Below are 17,208 nucleotides of genomic sequence, written 5' to 3' on the forward strand. Positions count from 1 at the left end.
GTTGCCCCTTTCCGCCGTGCGCCATGATGGATGCATTCCGCTTCCTCGCGTTCCCGGAGAAAGGCTCCTCATGGCACCGCGCATCCTGCTGGCCCGGCACGGACAGACCCAGTGGTCGCTGTCCGGCAAGCACACCGGCAGGACGGACATCCCTCTCCTGGAGGAGGGTGTCGTCGGCGCCAAGCTGCTCGGGAACCGGCTGCACGGGGCACCGTTCGACGGTCTCCCGGACGCGCGCGTGCGCACGAGTCCGCTGGTACGCGCGCGGGAGACGTGCGCGCTGGCCGGTTTCGGCGACCGCGCGGAGGACTGGGACGCCCTCATGGAGTGGGACTACGGCGACTACGAGGGCATGACGCCCCAGGAGATCCAGGACGTCCGCCCCGGCTGGCTGATCTGGCGCGACGGCGTCCCCGGCGGCGAGAGCCCGGAGCAGGTCGCCGAGCGCGCGGACGAGGTGATCGACTGGGCACGCTCCGGGGACGGCGACGTGCTGGTCTTCGCCCACGGGCACATCCTGCGCTCCCTCGCCTCCCGCTGGCTCGGCCTGCCGCCGGCCTTCGGCGCGCGCCTGCGTCTCTCCCCGGCCTCGCTGTCCGTGCTGAGCTGGGCGTACGGGGAGCCCGCGGTCGAGAGCTGGAACGAGACGGGGCACTTGACGGCGTAGGGGGCCCGCGCCGGGCGTGCGCGCCCGCCGCGCGCGCCATGGCGGCGAGGTGTGCGCGGCGGGCGCGCACCGGCCACGAGGTGTGCGCCCGGCCACGGGGGGTGCGCACACCCCCGGGTCACACCGCGCGCGGTGGGCGCGCGCTCCCGGTCACACGGCGCGCGGCCGGTTCGTGTGCCGCTCCAGGAACGCGCCGACCTCCGGCGAGCGCCGGTGCGGCAGCAGTACGCGCGCGGTGCCCGCCAGCATCGTCTGGATCCGCGACGACTGGACCAGGTCGAGCAGGTCGAGGACCCGGGTGCCGGCCGCCGCGGCCTCGTCGGGCCGGCCGCCGCGCGCCAGGTCGTCGGCCAGCTCGGCCGTGTAGAGCGCGATGTTGCGGGTGAAGTGCGGGTCCTGGAGGCGGACCGCGCGGCGTGCGTGCCGGGCCGCGCGCGGCCAGTCGCCGAGCGCCGACCAGCACTGCGCCTCAAGGCCCTCCAGCTCGGCCTCCCCGTAGAAGCTCATCCACTCGGGGTCGGCGTCCGACCGCCCGCGGGCGAACAGCGCCTGGGCCCGTACCAGCGCCCGCTCGCAGCCCGGCCGGTCCGCGAGCCCCGCCCAGCCGCCCGCCTCCCGCAGCGCGAGCAGGGACATCAGCCGGGCCGAGCCCAGCGGCCGGGCCACGCGCTGCGCGGCCTGCGCCGCCCGGACGGCCTCGCGCGGGCGGCCCGCGTCCCGGGCCAGGAACGCCGTGTTGCAGAAGGCGTGCGCCTCCAGCGCCTCGTCCCCGGTCATCCGGGCCGTGGCCAGCGCCTCCCCGTAGTGCGAGCGGGCGTCGTCGAAGCGGCCCGAGTCGTGCGCCAGCCAGCCCACGGAGACGGCCAGTTCGCCCGTGCCCGCGTGCAGCCGGTCCGCGGTCGCCTGCCGGGCCGTTCCCGCGTCGAGCAGCGCGTAGGCAGCGCGCAGCGGCTGGGCCGCGCGCCGGTACAATCCGTCCGCGCCGTGCCGGTCGTCCAGCAGCCGGATCCTGCGGACGGCCTCCTCCAGGGCGCTCGCCTCGCTCGACCCGGCCCGGAGTACCGGGCGGTCCGCGGCGGCGGCGTCCGGGGCGAGCCCGAGCGGGCCCAGCGAGACGGCGGCGACGGTGGCGCCACCGCCGGTCATGAATGCGCGACGCAGCACGTCGCTCTCCTCGTTGTTCTCGTGCGACTCATGCAACTCGTGCGACTCGTGGGAGTCCTGCCGGTAGTACGGCTCGTGGGCCCCTCCTGTCTCACCCGTCACGGACTCGGGGCTCGCGGAGGCCGCGGGGGCCGCGTCCTCGGGATCGCGCGCCCTGCGGCCGCGGACGGACGAACGGGGTGCGAACCCCAGGTCGGCCAGCGTGCGGCCGGGGAACATGTGCAGGAACACCCGCTCGTACGCGTAGTTGGGGCAGCGGATCTCACCCGCCTCGACCCGGCCGACGTACCGCGCGTCGCAGCTGACCCGCTCTCCGATCTCCCGTGCCGCGCGGCGCACCGCGGCGGCGAACTCGGCCGGTGAACGCGCGCCGCGCAGCTGCCGGAAGGCGCTGTTCGGCCCCGGCGGGGGGAACGAATACGGGGTCACCGCTGACGACGCCATGGCCGGGCCCTCTCGTGCGAACCGTCGAACCAAGCCGGGTCCGGGGCGAGTTGGTCACACGGTCCGCGCTGCTCCCGTCGGCCTGCGCCGCCCGTGCCGTCCACGGCGGCCGTGGTGCGCGGGGTGTCCGCAGTGCCCGAGGGAACGCCGTTCCGTCCGTGGCGCCCCGGTTCCGACGGGCATGAACGTACCGGCTGTGTCCGGGGCGACACCCGGTGTTTGCCTACAAACCGGATATCTCATCCAACATCTGCCATGAAGTGCCATCCTTTGCGGGCGAACCGTGCCGTAGCCGTTGACGCTCCGAGGCGTTGAACCCCGTGGACCGGAGGCCGCCGGCTTCCTGCCCGCTCGTCCGAGGAGGAGTTCCGTGGTGGAGGCCGGGATGCACAGCAGTCAGGCGACCGAACGACGTGGCCGGACCATGGCCGTCGCGTACGTGCCGACCGGGCAGCGCGGTGCGCCGCCGCCCGGCACGGACGCCGCGTGGGACCTGGTGACGGTCCCCACTCGGCAGGGGCTGGAGGCGGTCGACATCCTGCGCCGCGGCGCCTGCGAGGCCGTCGGCCCCGTGCTCCACGACGACGGCGCCGACACCGTCAACTTCGTGGTCCCCTCCGGCACCGCGGCCGGCTGGGACGTGCCCGGCTCCACCTGTACCGAGACGGACGGACGCGGGCTGCGCCTCCCCCCGGCGCCCTCGGCCGACGGCGAGGAGGCCGCGGGCAGGGAGGCCGACGGCGCCGACTGGGTGCTTCCGCCCGGCGAGTCCGACCCCGCCACCGACCCGGCGGTCCTGCGCGCCGCCCTGGGCGAGGCCGCCCGGCTGCTCGAAGCCGCGGACAACTGCCGCTGAGCCGACGGCACTTCCGTCGCGACACCCCTCCGTACCGGCGCACCCCCGGCGCCGGGCACCCGACGCGGCCGGGCCCCGCACGCCCGCCGCGCCCCCCGTCCCGGCCCGCCCCCGAGCGCGGGCCCGGTCCCGCCGCCCCGCCCCCGCCGGGCCGGTCACCGGGGAGCCGCCGATAATGGCCGCATGGGAAAGTCCAGGAACGCCCGGCGCGGACGCCGGGCCGCCGACCCGGTCGTCGAGCCCGTCGACGGCGGGCTCGCCGAACTGATGCCCGACCGCGACCGGCCCCGCGCCTGGACACTGCTCGTCGACGGCGCTCCCCAGTCGCACGTCGACCTGGACGACCCGACCCACCTCTCCTTCGAGTACCTGCGGCGTCTCGGCCACGTCGTCGACCTCGCGGCCCCGCCCGGCGCTCCCGTGCACGTCGTGCACCTCGGCGGCGGCGCGCTCACCCTCGCCCGGTACGTCGCCGCGACCCGGCCCCGCTCCACGCAGCAGGTCGTCGAACGCGACGAGGCCCTCGTCCGGCTGGTCCGCCGCGAACTGCCCCTCGACGCCAACGCCCGCGTGCGGGTGCGCCCGGCCGACGCCCGCGCCGGACTCGCCAAGGTGCCCGACGGCTGGGCCGACCTCGTCGTCGCGGACGTGTTCAGCGGGGCACGGACCCCCGCCCACCTGACGTCCACGGAGTTCCTCGACGAGGTGCGCAGGACCCTCAAGCCCGGCGCGCTGTACGCCGCGAACCTCGCCGACGGTCCGCCGCTCGCCCATCTGCGGGGTCAGATCGCCACCGCCGCCGCCCGGTTCGCGGAACTCGCCCTGATCGCCGACCCGACGGTCCTGCGCGGCAAGCGGTTCGGCAACGCGGTCCTCGTCGCCGGTGATCTTCCGCTGCCCGTCGCCGAGTTGACCCGCCGGGCCGCCTCCGACCCGCATCCCGCCCGCCTCGAACACGGCGCGGCACTGCGGGACTTCACCGGCGGGGCGGCACCGGTCACGGACGCGGTGGCCGTCGCGTCGCCCGCCCCGCCGCCGTCCGTCTTCCGCTGAGGCGCGCGAACTCCCGTCCGCACGGGCCGGCGTGCGGGCCGCCCGCTAGTAGGCGCCGACGTCCACGTGCGGCGGACCGTCGTGCCACGCGCAGATCACCGACACCTTGTTCTCGCCCGAGGTGAACTCCACCCGGATCCACGTGTCCGTCTTCCACACCTGCATCGCCCAGCCGGAGTCCGGCGTCGCGGACACCAGCGTCGCCGACGCCGCGGCGAGGTCGAACACCACCCGGCCGCCGTCGGTGGCGTAGCTCTTGACCTGCCCGGAGACCGTCGGCGACGGACCGGGGGTCGTCGACTTCCCCCGCGAGGGGGAGGGTCGGGGAGAGGCGCCGCGGTCGGCGGACGGCCGGGGGGACGGACCGGCCGAGGACGGGGACGGCGAAGTCACCGACGGAGAGGGGGTGACGGGGGCGGGCGACGACGTGGCGGGCGCGACGGCCGCCGTGATCGGCAGCGCGCGGGGCGGGTCGTACGCGGTGCCGGTCATCACCGTGTGCACGCCCCACCAGGACAGCGTGACCGCGGCGCCCGTGGCGCACGACCACGCGAGTACGTGAACCAGTCCTCTGCGCATCGCGGCCATACTGCCCCACCCGCACCACGGGTGTCGCACCGGTCGCACACCCCGCTCGTTCTCGCAGGTGCCCGGACCGCCCTCGCCCGTATGGCGTACGGTGCGGCGCATGGCAAGTGTGCTCGTGGTCGAGGACGACCAGTTCGTTCGCTCCGCCCTCATCCGGCACCTCACCGAGGCCGCGCACACCGTGCGCAGCGTCGGTACCGCGCTGGAGGCGTTGCGCGAGGTCGCCCATCTCCCCTTCGACGTGGTCATCCTGGACCTCGGACTGCCCGACCTCGACGGCTCCGAGGCGCTGAAGATGCTGCGGGGCATCACCGACGTCCCGGTGATCATCGCCACCGCGCGGGACGACGAGGCCGAGATCGTACGGCTGTTGAACGCCGGCGCGGACGACTACCTCACCAAGCCGTTCTCCGTCGAGCACCTCTCCGCCCGGATGGCGGCCGTACTGCGCCGCGCCCGCACCGCCGTGGGCGACGCGCCGCCGCCCACGGTGATCAGCGTCGGCGGCCTGACCGTGGACCCGCTGCGCCGCCAGGCGGAACTGGACGGCGTACGCCTCGACTTGACGCGACGCGAGTTCGACCTGCTCGCGTTCCTGGCCGGACGCCCGGGAGTTGTCGTCCCGCGCAAGGAGCTGCTCGCCGAGGTGTGGCAGCAGTCCTACGGCGACGACCAGACCATCGACGTCCATCTGTCCTGGCTGCGGCGGAAGTTGGGCGAGACCGCGGCCCGGCCGCGCTACCTGCACACCCTGCGCGGGGTGGGCGTGAAGCTGGAACCGCCGGGGACGGAGCTCTCGCGATGAGATGGGCACTGGTCAAGGTCGCCCTCGCGGTGACCACCATGGTCGTGGTCGCCTTCGCGGTGCCGCTGGGGCTCGTCATCCGGGAGATGGCGCGCGACCGCGCCTTCTCCAACGCGGAGCGGGAGGCCGCGGCGGTCGCCCCCGCGCTCTCGATCACCACCGACCGCGACCAGTTGGAGCGCGTCGTCGCCTCGGCGGGCGCCGACGCGGGCATGGCCGTGCACGTGCCCGCGTCCGAGGGTGTGGCCGCCCTGGACATCGGCAGGCAGCGCGCGGCGGACGACACCATCGCCGCCACCCGCAACCTCGGCCGCGCGTCCACCACCGGGGTGCCGGGCGGCTTCACCCTGCTCCAGCCGATCGCCCTCAGCTCCGGCGAGATCGCCGTCGTCGAGGTGTACGTCCCGGAGTCCGAGGTCAGCAACGGCGTCGGCACGGCCTGGGCGGTGCTCGCCGGGGTCGGGGTCGCGCTCGTCCTCGGCTCGGTGGCGGTCGCCGACCGGCTCGGGGTGCGGATGGTGCAGCCGGCGCAGCGGCTGGTGGAGGGCGCGCACGAACTCGGCGAGGGCAAGCTGGGATCCCGCGTGCCCGAGGAGGGTCCCACCGAACTGCGCCTGGCCGCCGCGGCGTTCAACTCGATGGCCGACCAGGTCGTGCAACTCCTCGCCAACGAAAGGGAACTGGCCGCGGACCTGTCCCACCGGCTGCGCACCCCGCTGACCGTCCTGCGGCTCAACACCGCCTCGCTCGGGGACGGTCCGGCCGCCGAGCAGACCCGCACGGCCGTCGCACAGCTGGAGCGCGAGGTCGACACCATCATCCGGACCGCGCGCGAGGCCAAACCGCAGACGGCGGCGCCCGGACCCGGCTCCGGCTGCGACGCGGCGGAGGTGGTCCGCGAGCGCATGGCGTTCTGGTCGGCGCTCGCCGAGGACGAGGACCGCAAGGTGCGGGTGGCCGGTGTGGACCGCCCGGTGCGCATCCCGGTCGCCCGTGCCGACCTGGCGGCGGCACTCGACGCGCTGCTCGGCAACGTCTTCCGGCACACCCCCGAGGGCACCGCCTTCGCCGTCGACGTGCACAACGGCGAGGACGCGGTGATCGTCCTCGTCTCCGACGCCGGACCCGGCATCCCCGACCCCGAGGCGGCGATGGCCCGCGGCAGCGGCTCCGGCAGCCAGGGCTCGACCGGCCTCGGCCTCGACATCGTGCGCCGCCTCGCGGAGACGACCGGCGGCGACGTCCGCATCGGATCGTCGGTGCTCGGCGGCACCGAGGTCCGCGTATGGATCCAGCTCGCGAACGGCGACCCGGTCCGCCGGGGCCACCGCGGCACGGTCCGCAGACGCCGCAGGGCAGCGGTGCGCTGACCTGCGCCGGGGGAGGCCACCGCAGACCTGCGGCCGCCCCGCGCGGTGGGGTCGCGGTGCGTCCCGGGGTGCTTCGCGCGGTGCGGTTGCCGTGGCTCGCGCGGTCGGCCCCGCCTCCGTGGTTGCCCCCGCGCGGTGGGGTCGCGGCGCGTCCTGGGGTGCCCGGCCCGTGCGGTCGCCCTGTCCTGCGCGGTTGCCGCCCGCGGTCGCCGCGTGTCCTCCGGTTGCCCTGCGCCGTCCGTCGCCCCGCGCCGTCGGCTGCCCGCGTCCCGCGGTCGCGCTGCGCCGTGTGGGCCGCCGCCCTCTGGTCGCCCCGCGCGGTGGGCTCGCGGCACGTCCTGGGGGGCGACCCGGGCCGTGAGGTCGTCCCGCCCTCCCGCGGTCGGCCACGCCTTCGTGGTTGCCCCCGCGCGGTGGGGTCGCGGTGCGTCCTGGGGTGCCCGGCCCGTGCGGTCGCCCTGTCCTGCGCGGTTGCCGCCCGCGGTCGCCGCGTGTCCTCGGGCTGCCCTGTGCCGTCCGTCGCCCCGCGCCGTCGGTTGCCCGCGTCCCGCGGTCGCGCTGCGCCGTGTGAGCCGCCGCCCTCTGGTCGCCCCGCGCGGTGGGCTCGCGGCACGTCCTGGGGTCGACCCGGGCCGTGAGGTCGCCCCGCCTTCCCGCGGTCGCCCCGCGCCATCCGGTTCCGGTTGCCCCGCGCGCCCCCGGCCTTCCGGATCGTGACCCCACCCCGCGCCATCCGGTTCCGGCTGCCCGGGTCGGGACTTCACCCCGCGCGCCTCCGGCCGCCCGGCGGCGCACCCGCCCCGTGCCCCCACGCCGCCCGGCGGCCGCGCCCGCCCCGTGCCTGGCCACGCCGCTCCCCTGCGCGGCGCGCCCCTCAACCCCCCGCCCCGATCCGCTAGTTGCGCAGCTCCCGCCGCCTCACTGGTCTCTACCTTTAACGCCCCCCGATCCCTTCCTTAAGCGCACCCTAAGATCACCGCCCCCGGCCCCGATCGGGCGTTTTGCCGGGTTCCGGATCGCTAGCGTGCGGATGCGCCCCGCACCGGAAAGCGGCCCCCCACGGCATCACCGGAACATCGCGGGGCGCACCCCAGGACCTTGTGAACTCCCCCGTGAACACCGAAGGCAGGCCCCCGATGAGCACCACGCACCGGCGCAGAATCAGTGGCAGGAACAAGGCGATAGGCGCTGTCGTCGCCGTGGCGGCCGTGGGCGGTGCGGCGTTCGCGTTCACCGGCACCGCGTCCGCGGCCGGTGTCGGCGCCGCGTACACCAAGACCAGTGACTGGTCGTCCGGTTACAGCGCGCAGTACGTCGTCACGAACAACAGCGGGTCCGCCGAGAAGGGCTGGAAGCTGGAGTTCGACCTGCCCTCCGGCGCCACGCTCAGCTCGCTGTGGAACGCCGAGAAGAGCGTCAGCGGCAAGCACGTCACCGTGACGTCGGCCTCCTGGGACACCGACGGCCTCGCGGCCGGCGAGTCCGTCACCGTCGGGTTCGTCGTCAACGGCGGCGGCGACCCGACCGGTTGCGTCATCGACGGCGTCTCGTGCTCCACCGACACCGGCGCGACCCCCGAGCCCAGCGGCCGGCCCACCGAGACGGCCACGGCGACGGCCACCCCCACCGCGACGCCGACCAAGACCGCCACGGCCACGCCGACGGCGACGGCCACCGCGACCCCCACCGCCACCGCGTCGACCGGTACCGGCACGACCACGAGCGCCGGCTTCTCGCCGTACGTCGACACCTCGCTGTACCCGGCCTTCGACCTGCTGGCCGCGGCGGACGCGTCGGGCGTCAAGCAGTACAACCTGGCGTTCATCACCGACGGCGGCGGCTGCACCCCCAAGTGGGGCGGCGTGACCGACCTAGCGAGCGACTCCGTGGCCGCGCAGATCGGCTCGCTGCGTGCCAAGGGCGGTGACGTCCGGGTGTCCTTCGGCGGCGCCTCCGGCACCGAACTGGCGACCAGCTGCTCCTCGGCGTCGGCCCTGGCGACCGCGTACGGCAAGGTCGTCGACGCCTACGACCTGACCAAAATCGACTTCGACGTGGAGGGCGGCGCGCTCCCCAACACCGCCGCGAACACCCTGCGGGCGCAGGCGATCGCCCAGCTCCAGAAGCAACACCCGGACCTGGACGTCTCGTTCACCCTCCCGGTGATGCCCGAGGGCCTGACCCAGGACGGGGTGAACCTGCTGACGGCCGCCAAGGCCGACGGCGTCGCCATCGACACCGTCAACATCATGGCCATGGACTACGGCGGCTCGTACACCGGCGACATGGGCACCTACGCCGAGCAGGCCGCCACCGCCACGCAGGCCCAGATCAAGAGCGCCCTCGGCCTGTCCGACAGCGCGGCGTGGAAGGCGGTCGCCGTCACCCCGATGATCGGCGTCAACGACGTCGCCGCCGAGACGTTCACGGTCGCCGACGCCACGCAGCTCGCGACGTTCGCGAAGTCCAAGGGCCTGGGCTGGCTGTCGATGTGGTCGGCCACCCGCGACAAGCAGTGCTCGGGCGGCGCGAAGACGTACGCCGACCCGACGTGCAGCTCGGTCGTCCAGGACGCCTACGCCTTCTCGAAGGCGTTCGCCACCGTCGGCTAGTCCCGACAGGCGTACACGGCAGGGCAGTTCGGAGCGACCGACAGCCACTGTGCAACGGGGGACGCGCGCCCCGGCCGGAGACTTCCCCCCACCCGGCCGGGGCGTGCGCGTGCGCCGGCCCGTGGCACCGCCGGCCGGAGGCCGTCCCGCGCCGGGGCACCCGGCCCGCGCCCGCGGGGGCGGACCCACCGGCGCAGGTCGGCGCGGGGGCCGGGGAAGGTGGACCTTCTCACCCGCATGGGATGTGCTGTTACATTCCACGTCAGTCGCGCGCGGCGCGGCGGGACGGGAGGCGGACCATGGCAGGCCAGGGAGCGCGGGGCCGGAGCGGCGGGCGGCCGACTCTGGAAGAGGTCGCCGCACGGGCCGGAGTGGGGCGCGGGACGGTGTCCCGGGTCATCAACGGCTCGCCCCGCGTGAGCGACACGACCCGCGCCGCCGTCGAGGCGGCCGTCGCCGAACTCGGCTACGTCCCGAACACTGCGGCCCGCGCCCTCGCGGCCAACCGCACGGACGCCATCGCCCTGGTCGTGCCGGAGCCGGAGACCCGCTTCTTCCGCGAGCCCTACTTCTCCGACATGCTCAGCGGCGTCGGCGCCGAACTGGCCGACACCCAGATGCAGTTGCTCCTCATCTTCGCGGGCAACGACCGTGAGAGACGCCGGCTGGCGGAGTACCTGGCCGCCCACCGCGTCGACGGCGTCCTGCTGGTCTCCGTGCACGCCGACGACCCGCTGCCCGACCTGCTCGGCCAGTTGGAGATCCCGGCCGTGATCAGCGGTCCGCGCTCCGCCGCCGAGACGCTGCCGTCCGTCGACTCCGACAACTACGGCGGCGCGCGCTCCGCCGTCGAGCACCTCCTGAACCGGGGCAGGCGCACCGTCGCGCACATCACGGGGCGCCTCGACGTGTACGGCGCGCAGCGCCGCGTCGACGGCTACCGCGACGCACTGCGCGACGCGGGCCGCCCCGTGGACGAACTCCTCGTCGAGACGGGCGACTTCACCGAGGACGGCGGCCGGCGCGCGATGACCCGCCTGCTGGAGCGCCGGCCCCACCTGGACGCCGTCTTCGCCGGTTCCGACGTGATGGCGGCGGGCGCCCGCCAGGTGCTGCGCGCAGAGGGACGCCGCATCCCCGAGGACGTCGCCCTCGTCGGCTACGACGACTCGGCCATCGCCCGCCACATGGAGCCCCCGCTCACCAGCGTGCGCCAGCCCATCGTCGAGATGGGCCGCACGATGATCAACCTCCTGCTCACGGAGATCGCCGACCGCCGCCCGTCCGCCGTGCGCGGCACGGAACGCCACCAGGTCGAACTGGCGACGCGGCTGATGACACGGGCGTCCTCCTGAAGGTCTCCGGCGAGTGGGCGCCGCGGCGGCGGACGGCTCGCGCCCGCCGCCACGACGCGAACCCCCGTCAGGTCAGGTTCTCGGCGGCCCCCGCCGCCTGCGGCTCCTGCGCCGCCCCGGCCGCCTCCGGCTCCCGCGCCGTCCCCGACTTCGCGAGTTCGGAGTACCAGAGCGCGCTCGCCTTCGGGGTCCGCTTCAGGGTCGCGTAGTCCACGTACACCGCGCCGAAGCGCTTGGCGTAGCCCCAGGCCCACTCGAAGTTGTCCAGCAGGGACCACAGGTAGTAGCCGCGCACGTCGGCGCCGTCCGCGACCGCCTCCTGGACCGCGAGCAGGTGCTTGTGCAGGAAGGCGACGCGCTCGGTGTCCTCGACGAAGCCGTCGGCGTCGGGCTTGTCGTCGTACGCCGCACCGTTCTCGGTGACGTAGATCGGCAGGCCGGGGGCCAGCTTCGTGTAGCGCATGATCAGCTCGTGCAGACCGCTCGGGTCGACGGCCCAGCCCATGTCCGTACGGTCGCCCGGGACCTGCTGGAAGACCACGTCCTGCGAACCGGGCCACGGGGCGTGCTCGCTCGCCCCGTGGGTCTCGGCCTGGCCGCCCTCCACCTCGGTGCCGGGGGCGGAGACCACGGCCGGGGTGTAGTAGTTCAGGCCGAGCGCGTCCAGCGGCTGGTTGATCGCCTCAAGGTCGCCGGGGCGGACGAAGGACCAGTCGGTGAGCGAGGAGGTGGCCGTCAGCAGGGTCTCCGGGTAGGCGCCCTGGAAGATGGGGCCGTGGAAGACCCCGTTGGCCAGGTCGTCGATCCGCCGGTACGCCTCCAGGTCGCCGGGGCTCTGCGAGAACGGCCTGATCACCTGGGAGTTGAGGCTCACCGCGATCGAGTTGCGGGACGGCATGACCGACCGCAGGGCCGAAGTGGCGAGCCCGTGGCCCAGGTTGAGGTGGTGGGCGGCGCGCAGTGACGCCGCCGGGTCGGTCCGGCCGGGTGCGTGGACGCCGGAGGCGTACCCCAGGAAGGCGCTGCACCACGGCTCGTTGACGGTGATCCACTGCTCGACGCGGTCGCCGAGGGCCTCGCCGACGATGCGCGCGTACTCGGCGAAACGCTGGGCGGTCTCCCGTTCCGGCCAGCCGCCCGCGTCCTCCAGCTCCTGCGGCAGGTCCCAGTGGTAGAGCGTGACGGCCGGCTTGATGCCGTGGGCCAGCAGCTCGTCCACCAGCCGGCGGTAGAAGTCCAGCCCCTTCTGCACGGCGGGTCCGCGGCCGGTCGGCTGCACGCGCGACCAGGACACGGAGAAGCGGTAGGCGGTCAGCCCCAGGTCGGCCATCAGCGCCACGTCGTCGCGGTAGCGGTGGTAGTGGTCGACGGCGACGTCGCCGTTGTCGTCCCCGGTGATCTTGCCGGGGGTGTGGCTGAAGGTGTCCCAGATCGACGGCGTACGGCCGTCCTCCCGAACCGCCCCCTCGATCTGGTAGGCGGAGGTCGCCGCTCCCCAGAGGAATCCGGGAGGGAAGGCAGCGGATGTCAAGGGCTCAGGCATGGATGCGCTCCTAGGGGGCGGACGGGTCTCACATTGTGCATGGGAGCGCTCCCATTTTGAAAGGGGGAAGTCCCTGTGTGTTCGATCGGGATCGGATCGGGCCCGCGACCGGACCGCATCGGACGGAACCCACCGGGCCGGTTCGGGCCGGCGCGGGGTCGGCGGGGGCCGGACTTCGTGGCCGGTTTCGGGGCCGGAACCAGGCCGGGGTCGCCCTGTTGCCGGACCGGTGCGGCGCGAACGCGTACGGCGTCTCGTGCCGAGTACGTAGTCGGCCGTCGTCGTTCTGCGTGTGTTTCCCGAAGGGGCTGCCTCCGGTCGGGCCCCGCTCCCGCGCGGCCCGTGCCGCGCGCTCAGGCCGAGTCGCGCAGCACCAGCTCCGTGGGCAGCACCACCTGGCGGTGGCCGGTGCCGGGGGTGGCGATCTCGTCCAGCAGGAGCCGTGCCATGGTGCGGCCCATCTCCTCGATCGGCTGGCGCACGCTGGTCAGCGGGGGGTCGAGGTGCCGGGCGACCATCGAGTCGTCGAAGCCGACGACCGCCACGTCGCGCGGCACGTCGTGCCCGGACGCGCGTAGCACCTGCACCGCGCCCGACGCCGTCACGTCGGACGCGGCGAAGAGTCCGTCCAGGCCGGGGCGTCTGTCCAGCAGTTCGCGCATGGCGGCCCGGCCGCCCTCCTCGGTGAAGTCGCCGTAGGCGATCAGGCTCTCGTCGACCGCGATGCCGGCGTGTCGCAGCGCGTCGCGGTAGCCGTCGAGGCGGTCCCGGGCGGCGTCCATGTCCAGGGGGCCCGTGATGGTGCCGATGGTCCGGCGGCCCCGGGCCAGCAGGTGCCCGACGGCGTCCCGGGCGCCCCCGATGTTGTCGGCGCGGACGTGGCCCAGCGGCTCGGCCTCGCTGCGCCGGCCCGCGAGGACGGTGGGCACGGCGAGCCGGTCCAGGAGGTCGGGCAGCGTGTCGTCGCAGTGGACCGCCATCAGCAGGACCCCGTCCACCCGGTGGGCGGACAGGTACGAGGCGAGCCGGGACTGTTCGTCCTCGTCGCGCTCCAGCACGAGGAGCAGATGCATGCCCGCCGCCGAGAGGGTCGAGGACGCGCCCCGGATGATCCCCGAGAAGTACGGCTCGGTGAAGAGCCGGTCCTCCGCCTCGGGGACGACCAGGGCGACCGAGTCGGTGCGCCGGGTCACGAGGGAGCGGGCGGCGCGGTTGGGGACGTACCCCAACTCGGCGATCGCCTGTTCCACCGCCGCGCGGGACCGGGGGCTGACCTTGGGGGAGCCGTTGATGACGCGGGAGACGGTGCCGCGGCCCACGCCGGCCCGCGCGGCCACGGCGTTCAGGGTCGGACGCCGGGCCCCCGGGGCGTCGGACGGCTGGGCGGCAGGGTTCATCGTTCACCTTCCGGCGTGCTGGGCGGCGGGGGCCAATTGTGACCCAGGATCCGCGCGGCAGGTCCCGGCGGCGGGGGCCGGGGACGGCGCCGGGCGCGGCGTGCCCCGATGACGCCTCTGTGACCTCAACAAATACCGCAGGCGGCGGACGCGTTGTGGCCCGGTTTCGGTTCGCGGCCGGACACGTTCACGTGACGCGTCGGACACGCTAGGGCAACAACGCCGTTTTCAAGTCTTGACACTGGGCCCGGTAGGAACCAGTCTTCCGGCATGCCGCGTGGGAGCGGTCCCACGGTCCATCGGGGGGGATTACTCCTGCGTGGATCGGAGTACCAACGGCCCTTCCCTCCATCTCGCTTGGCGTCACTGCACCAGCAATTTCCGTCGTACCTCAGGGGGTTCGACGGAAAGGCCGCTGCTCGAACCGTGAGGGCAGGTCCGGACCGTCGGGGTTCGGCGGTCTGATTCCTGAGGTCCCGTTCCCACTGGAACAAGGAGTAGTGGAATGCGTATCACCCGCAAAGGCAGCGGTCACGGCCGGAGAACAGCGGTTCTTGCGACGACGGTCCTGACGGCCACCGCCCTGCTGGCCACGGCCTGCGGCGGCAGCGACGACGACGACTCGAACGCCTCGGGTTCCGACGGCAACATCACGCTGACGGTCGCCGACTACGGACAGTTCGGCTACAAGGAAGCCAAGCTGTTCGCCGAGTACCACAAGCTGCACCCGAACATCACGGTCAAGGAGCAGACCACCGCGGGTGAGACCGACTACTACCCGAAGCTGCTTCAGCAGCTGAACACGGGCAGTGGCCTGGCGGACGTCACGGGCATCGAGGTCGGCCGCATCAAGGAGGTCGTCGACACCCAGGCGGCGAAGTTCACGGACCTGAGCAAGGTCATCAACGTGAACGACTTCGTCTCCTGGAAGGAGAAGCAGGCCACCGCGGCCGACGGCTCCGTCATCGGCGCCGGCACCGACATCGGCCCGATGTCCCTCTGCTACCGCTCCGACCTCTTCAAGAAGGCCGGCCTGCCGACCGACCGTGACGCCGTCGCCAAGGCGGTCGCGGGCGGCTGGGAGGACTACCTCAAGCTCGGCGAGCAGTACAAGAAGAACGCCCCGGCCGGGACGGTCTTCATGGACTCCGCCAGCGCGATGTACAACGCGGTCGTCAGCTCGGACTCGAAGCAGTACTACGACGCCGACGGCAACCCGATCTACAAGGACAGCGCGTCCGTGAAGACGGGCTGGAACCTGGCCGCCGAGGCCGCCAGCAAGAAGCTGAGCGGCGGCCTGCCGCAGTTCACCGACGCCTGGACCGCGGCGCTCCGCAAGGGCACCATCGCCACCGTGGCCTGCCCGGCCTGGATGGCCGGCCAGATCTCGGTCAACTCCGGTGACGCGTACAAGGGCAAGTGGGACATCGCCAAGGCGCCCGGCGACACCGCCGCCAACTGGGGCGGTTCCTTCCTGGCCGTGCCGAAGTCCGGCAAGCACGTCAAGGAAGCCAGCGACCTGGTCAAGTGGCTGACCGCCCCCGAGCAGCAGGCCGCCGTCTTCAAGGCGATCGGCAGCTTCCCGTCGAACAAGGGCGCCTACGACCTTCCCGGCGTGAAGGACGCGAAGCTCCCCTACTTCAACAACGCCCCGATCGGTGAGATCTACTCCTCCGAGGCGAACACCATCCCCGAGGCCGTCCTCGGCGCGAAGGACGCCACGATCAAGGACACGATCTCCACGCAGATCAACAACATGGAGCAGCACGGCACTTCGCCCGACAAGGCGTGGAAGGCCGCGACCGACTCCATCGACAAGGCCATCGGCTGACGACCCGCGGTGCGGGCGGCCCACCGGCCGCCCGCACCGCACTCGCGCCGAGGCGCGGGGTTCCCACGGCCCTTCCGTGCCGCACGGCACGGAAGGCCGTACGTGCGTGGCGAGCGGGTCCGGTTCCGGCCGGACGGCGCGGCCCGGCACACCCCGTCACCCGCGGCGCGCGACGCGGCGTTCCGCAGCTTGGAGCGCCCCGTCGCACGGCGCACACGGGCCCTCGCCTCGTCCGGTGCCGGTGGATCGGCCGACCCCGATCCGCCGGCGCCGGAGGGGGCGAGGACCGGCCCGGCCCCGCGGGGCCGGGTCCCGACCCGCCGGACCCCGCGAGGTGTCCCGGGTCCCGCCCCAACCGTCCTCGGGTCCGCACTCCACGGACCCCGCCCAACGGACTTCGGGCCGCGGCAACCACCCAGCGCAGCACCGGCGTTGGGGTCACCGCGGCGGAACCAGCGGTCGGCCCGGTGACACGGCTCCTCCTCCGCACCCGGCCGAACCCCCCAGGGAAGGAAACTCTCCCCGTGGCAACAACGACACCCGCACGGGGTGCCACCACCCCGCCACCCGGCGCCGCCCCGCAGGCAGCCGGCGGCAAGCCTGCCTGGCGCGCTCGGCTGTGGCGCTTCGACGACAAGGCGTCGCCGTACGCCTACATCGCGCCCTTCTTCCTCATCTTCGGCGCCTTCGGTCTCTATCCGCTCATCTACACCGGCTGGATCGCCCTGCACCGGGTGGAGATGACGAGCCTCGACCAGTCGACCTGGGTCGGCTGGGACAACTTCCAGAAGATCCTGGAGGACTCTGAGTTCTGGACCGCGGTCGCCAACACGTTCATCATCGGCGTGATCTCGACCGTGCCGCAGCTCCTCGTGGCGCTGGGCCTGGCCCACCTGCTCAACTACAAGCTGCGCGCCAGCACGTTCTGGCGGACGATCATCCTCACCCCGTACGCCACCTCGGTGGCCACCGCGGCACTCGTCTTCGCACTGGTCTTCCGGGCCGACGGCGGCATCCTGAACTGGATCCTGCACTTCTTCGGCGCCGGCAACACCGACTGGGGCAACGGTGAGTGGACGTCCAAGATCGCCATCTCGGTCATCGTGATCTGGCGCTGGACCGGCTACAACGCGCTGATCTACCTGGCGGCCATGCAGGCGGTGCCGACCGACCTGTACGAGGCGGCGTCCCTCGACGGCGCCACCCGCTGGCAGCAGTTCCGCAAGGTGACCATTCCCTCGCTGCGGCCGACGATCCTGTTCACGATCGTCATCTCGACCATCGGTTCCATGCAGCTCTTCGGTGAGCCGCTGCTGCTCCAGGGCGGCACGCTCGGCTCCATCGGCGGCAGCGAGCACCAGTACGAGACCCTCAGCATCTACCTCTACAACTACGGCTGGAAGCTGGGGCACCTGGGCCCGGCCGCCGCGGTGGCCTGGGCCATGCTCGCGCTGCTGCTGATCATCGCCCTGCTCAACTGGGCAGTCAGCAAGTTCATGCGGAAGGGCGCGGCCTGATGGGAG

The 17,208-nt window shown here is 73.7% G+C and carries 13 protein-coding genes; 9 read left to right on the forward strand and 4 right to left on the reverse strand.

All coding sequences use genetic code 11. The annotated features are described in order from the left end of the window. Positions 1–70: 70 nt before the first annotated feature. Positions 71–667 carry a histidine phosphatase family protein gene (locus ACFZA0_RS00970; protein ID WP_391009152.1) on the forward strand — a complete coding sequence of 199 codons (597 nt, stop codon included), beginning with the start codon at positions 71–73 and terminating at the stop codon, positions 665–667. A 150-nt stretch (positions 668–817) separates the two neighbouring features. Here ACFZA0_RS00970 and ACFZA0_RS00975 read toward each other — a convergent pair whose 3' ends face one another. Next, positions 818–2,275 carry a hypothetical protein gene (locus tag ACFZA0_RS00975; protein WP_391009155.1) on the reverse strand — a complete coding sequence of 486 codons (1,458 nt, stop codon included), beginning with the start codon at positions 2,273–2,275 and terminating at the stop codon, positions 818–820. Positions 2,276–2,699: 424 nt separating this feature from the next. Between ACFZA0_RS00975 and ACFZA0_RS00980 the strand changes: the two genes are divergently transcribed. Beyond that, positions 2,700–3,131, forward strand: coding sequence for a hypothetical protein (locus tag ACFZA0_RS00980; RefSeq protein ID WP_391011751.1), 432 nt, complete (start codon positions 2,700–2,702; stop codon positions 3,129–3,131). A 183-nt stretch (positions 3,132–3,314) separates the two neighbouring features. After that, complete coding sequence (locus ACFZA0_RS00985; protein WP_391009157.1) at positions 3,315–4,184, forward strand: fused MFS/spermidine synthase; 870 nt, start codon at positions 3,315–3,317, stop codon at positions 4,182–4,184. A 45-nt stretch (positions 4,185–4,229) separates the two neighbouring features. On the opposite strand, the gene ACFZA0_RS00990 is transcribed toward ACFZA0_RS00985, so the two are convergent. Continuing rightward, on the reverse strand, positions 4,230–4,772 hold the full coding sequence (locus tag ACFZA0_RS00990; RefSeq protein ID WP_391009160.1) for a hypothetical protein: 543 nt from the start codon (positions 4,770–4,772) through the stop codon (positions 4,230–4,232). A gap of 100 nt (positions 4,773–4,872) precedes the next feature. Here ACFZA0_RS00990 and ACFZA0_RS00995 point away from each other — a divergent pair, with 100 nt between their 5' ends. The 4 genes from ACFZA0_RS00995 to ACFZA0_RS01010 all read left to right on the forward strand — a co-directional run bounded on the left by ACFZA0_RS00995 (position 4,873) and on the right by ACFZA0_RS01010 (position 10,914). Next, the gene (locus tag ACFZA0_RS00995; RefSeq protein ID WP_391009163.1) at positions 4,873–5,577 is read left to right on the forward strand and encodes a response regulator; all 705 of its coding nucleotides are present in this window, start codon (positions 4,873–4,875) and stop codon (positions 5,575–5,577) included. Further along, the gene (locus tag ACFZA0_RS01000; RefSeq protein ID WP_391009166.1) at positions 5,574–6,947 is read left to right on the forward strand and encodes an ATP-binding protein; all 1,374 of its coding nucleotides are present in this window, start codon (positions 5,574–5,576) and stop codon (positions 6,945–6,947) included. The genes ACFZA0_RS00995 and ACFZA0_RS01000 overlap by 4 nt, the downstream gene beginning before the upstream one ends. 1,136 nt (positions 6,948–8,083) lie before the next feature. Further along, positions 8,084–9,559 (forward strand): cellulose binding domain-containing protein, encoded by a 1,476-nt coding sequence (locus tag ACFZA0_RS01005; protein ID WP_391009169.1) that lies wholly within the window; start codon positions 8,084–8,086, stop codon positions 9,557–9,559. Between the two features lie 299 nt (positions 9,560–9,858). Then, positions 9,859–10,914: a substrate-binding domain-containing protein gene (locus tag ACFZA0_RS01010; protein WP_391009172.1), complete on the forward strand. Its 1,056-nt coding sequence runs from the start codon at positions 9,859–9,861 to the stop codon at positions 10,912–10,914. A 67-nt stretch (positions 10,915–10,981) separates the two neighbouring features. Here the strand turns inward: ACFZA0_RS01010 and ACFZA0_RS01015 are convergent, their stop codons facing one another. After that, positions 10,982–12,457, reverse strand: a complete 1,476-nt coding sequence (locus tag ACFZA0_RS01015) for a GH1 family beta-glucosidase (protein WP_391009175.1) — start codon at positions 12,455–12,457, stop codon at positions 10,982–10,984. A gap of 353 nt (positions 12,458–12,810) precedes the next feature. Continuing rightward, positions 12,811–13,854: a substrate-binding domain-containing protein gene (locus tag ACFZA0_RS01020; RefSeq protein WP_391009178.1), complete on the reverse strand. Its 1,044-nt coding sequence runs from the start codon at positions 13,852–13,854 to the stop codon at positions 12,811–12,813. A 505-nt stretch (positions 13,855–14,359) separates the two neighbouring features. Here ACFZA0_RS01020 and ACFZA0_RS01025 point away from each other — a divergent pair. Both ACFZA0_RS01025 and ACFZA0_RS01030 read left to right on the forward strand, forming a co-directional pair. After that, positions 14,360–15,685 (forward strand): extracellular solute-binding protein, encoded by a 1,326-nt coding sequence (locus ACFZA0_RS01025; RefSeq protein ID WP_391009181.1) that lies wholly within the window; start codon positions 14,360–14,362, stop codon positions 15,683–15,685. Between the two features lie 524 nt (positions 15,686–16,209). Further along, positions 16,210–17,202 carry an ABC transporter permease subunit gene (locus ACFZA0_RS01030; RefSeq protein ID WP_391009184.1) on the forward strand — a complete coding sequence of 331 codons (993 nt, stop codon included), beginning with the start codon at positions 16,210–16,212 and terminating at the stop codon, positions 17,200–17,202. Positions 17,203–17,208 lie beyond the last annotated feature (6 nt).

Origin of the sequence: Streptomyces sp. NPDC008150 (assembly GCF_042956945.1) — a bacterium.
In the GTDB taxonomy this organism is placed as follows: domain Bacteria; phylum Actinomycetota; class Actinomycetes; order Streptomycetales; family Streptomycetaceae; genus Streptomyces.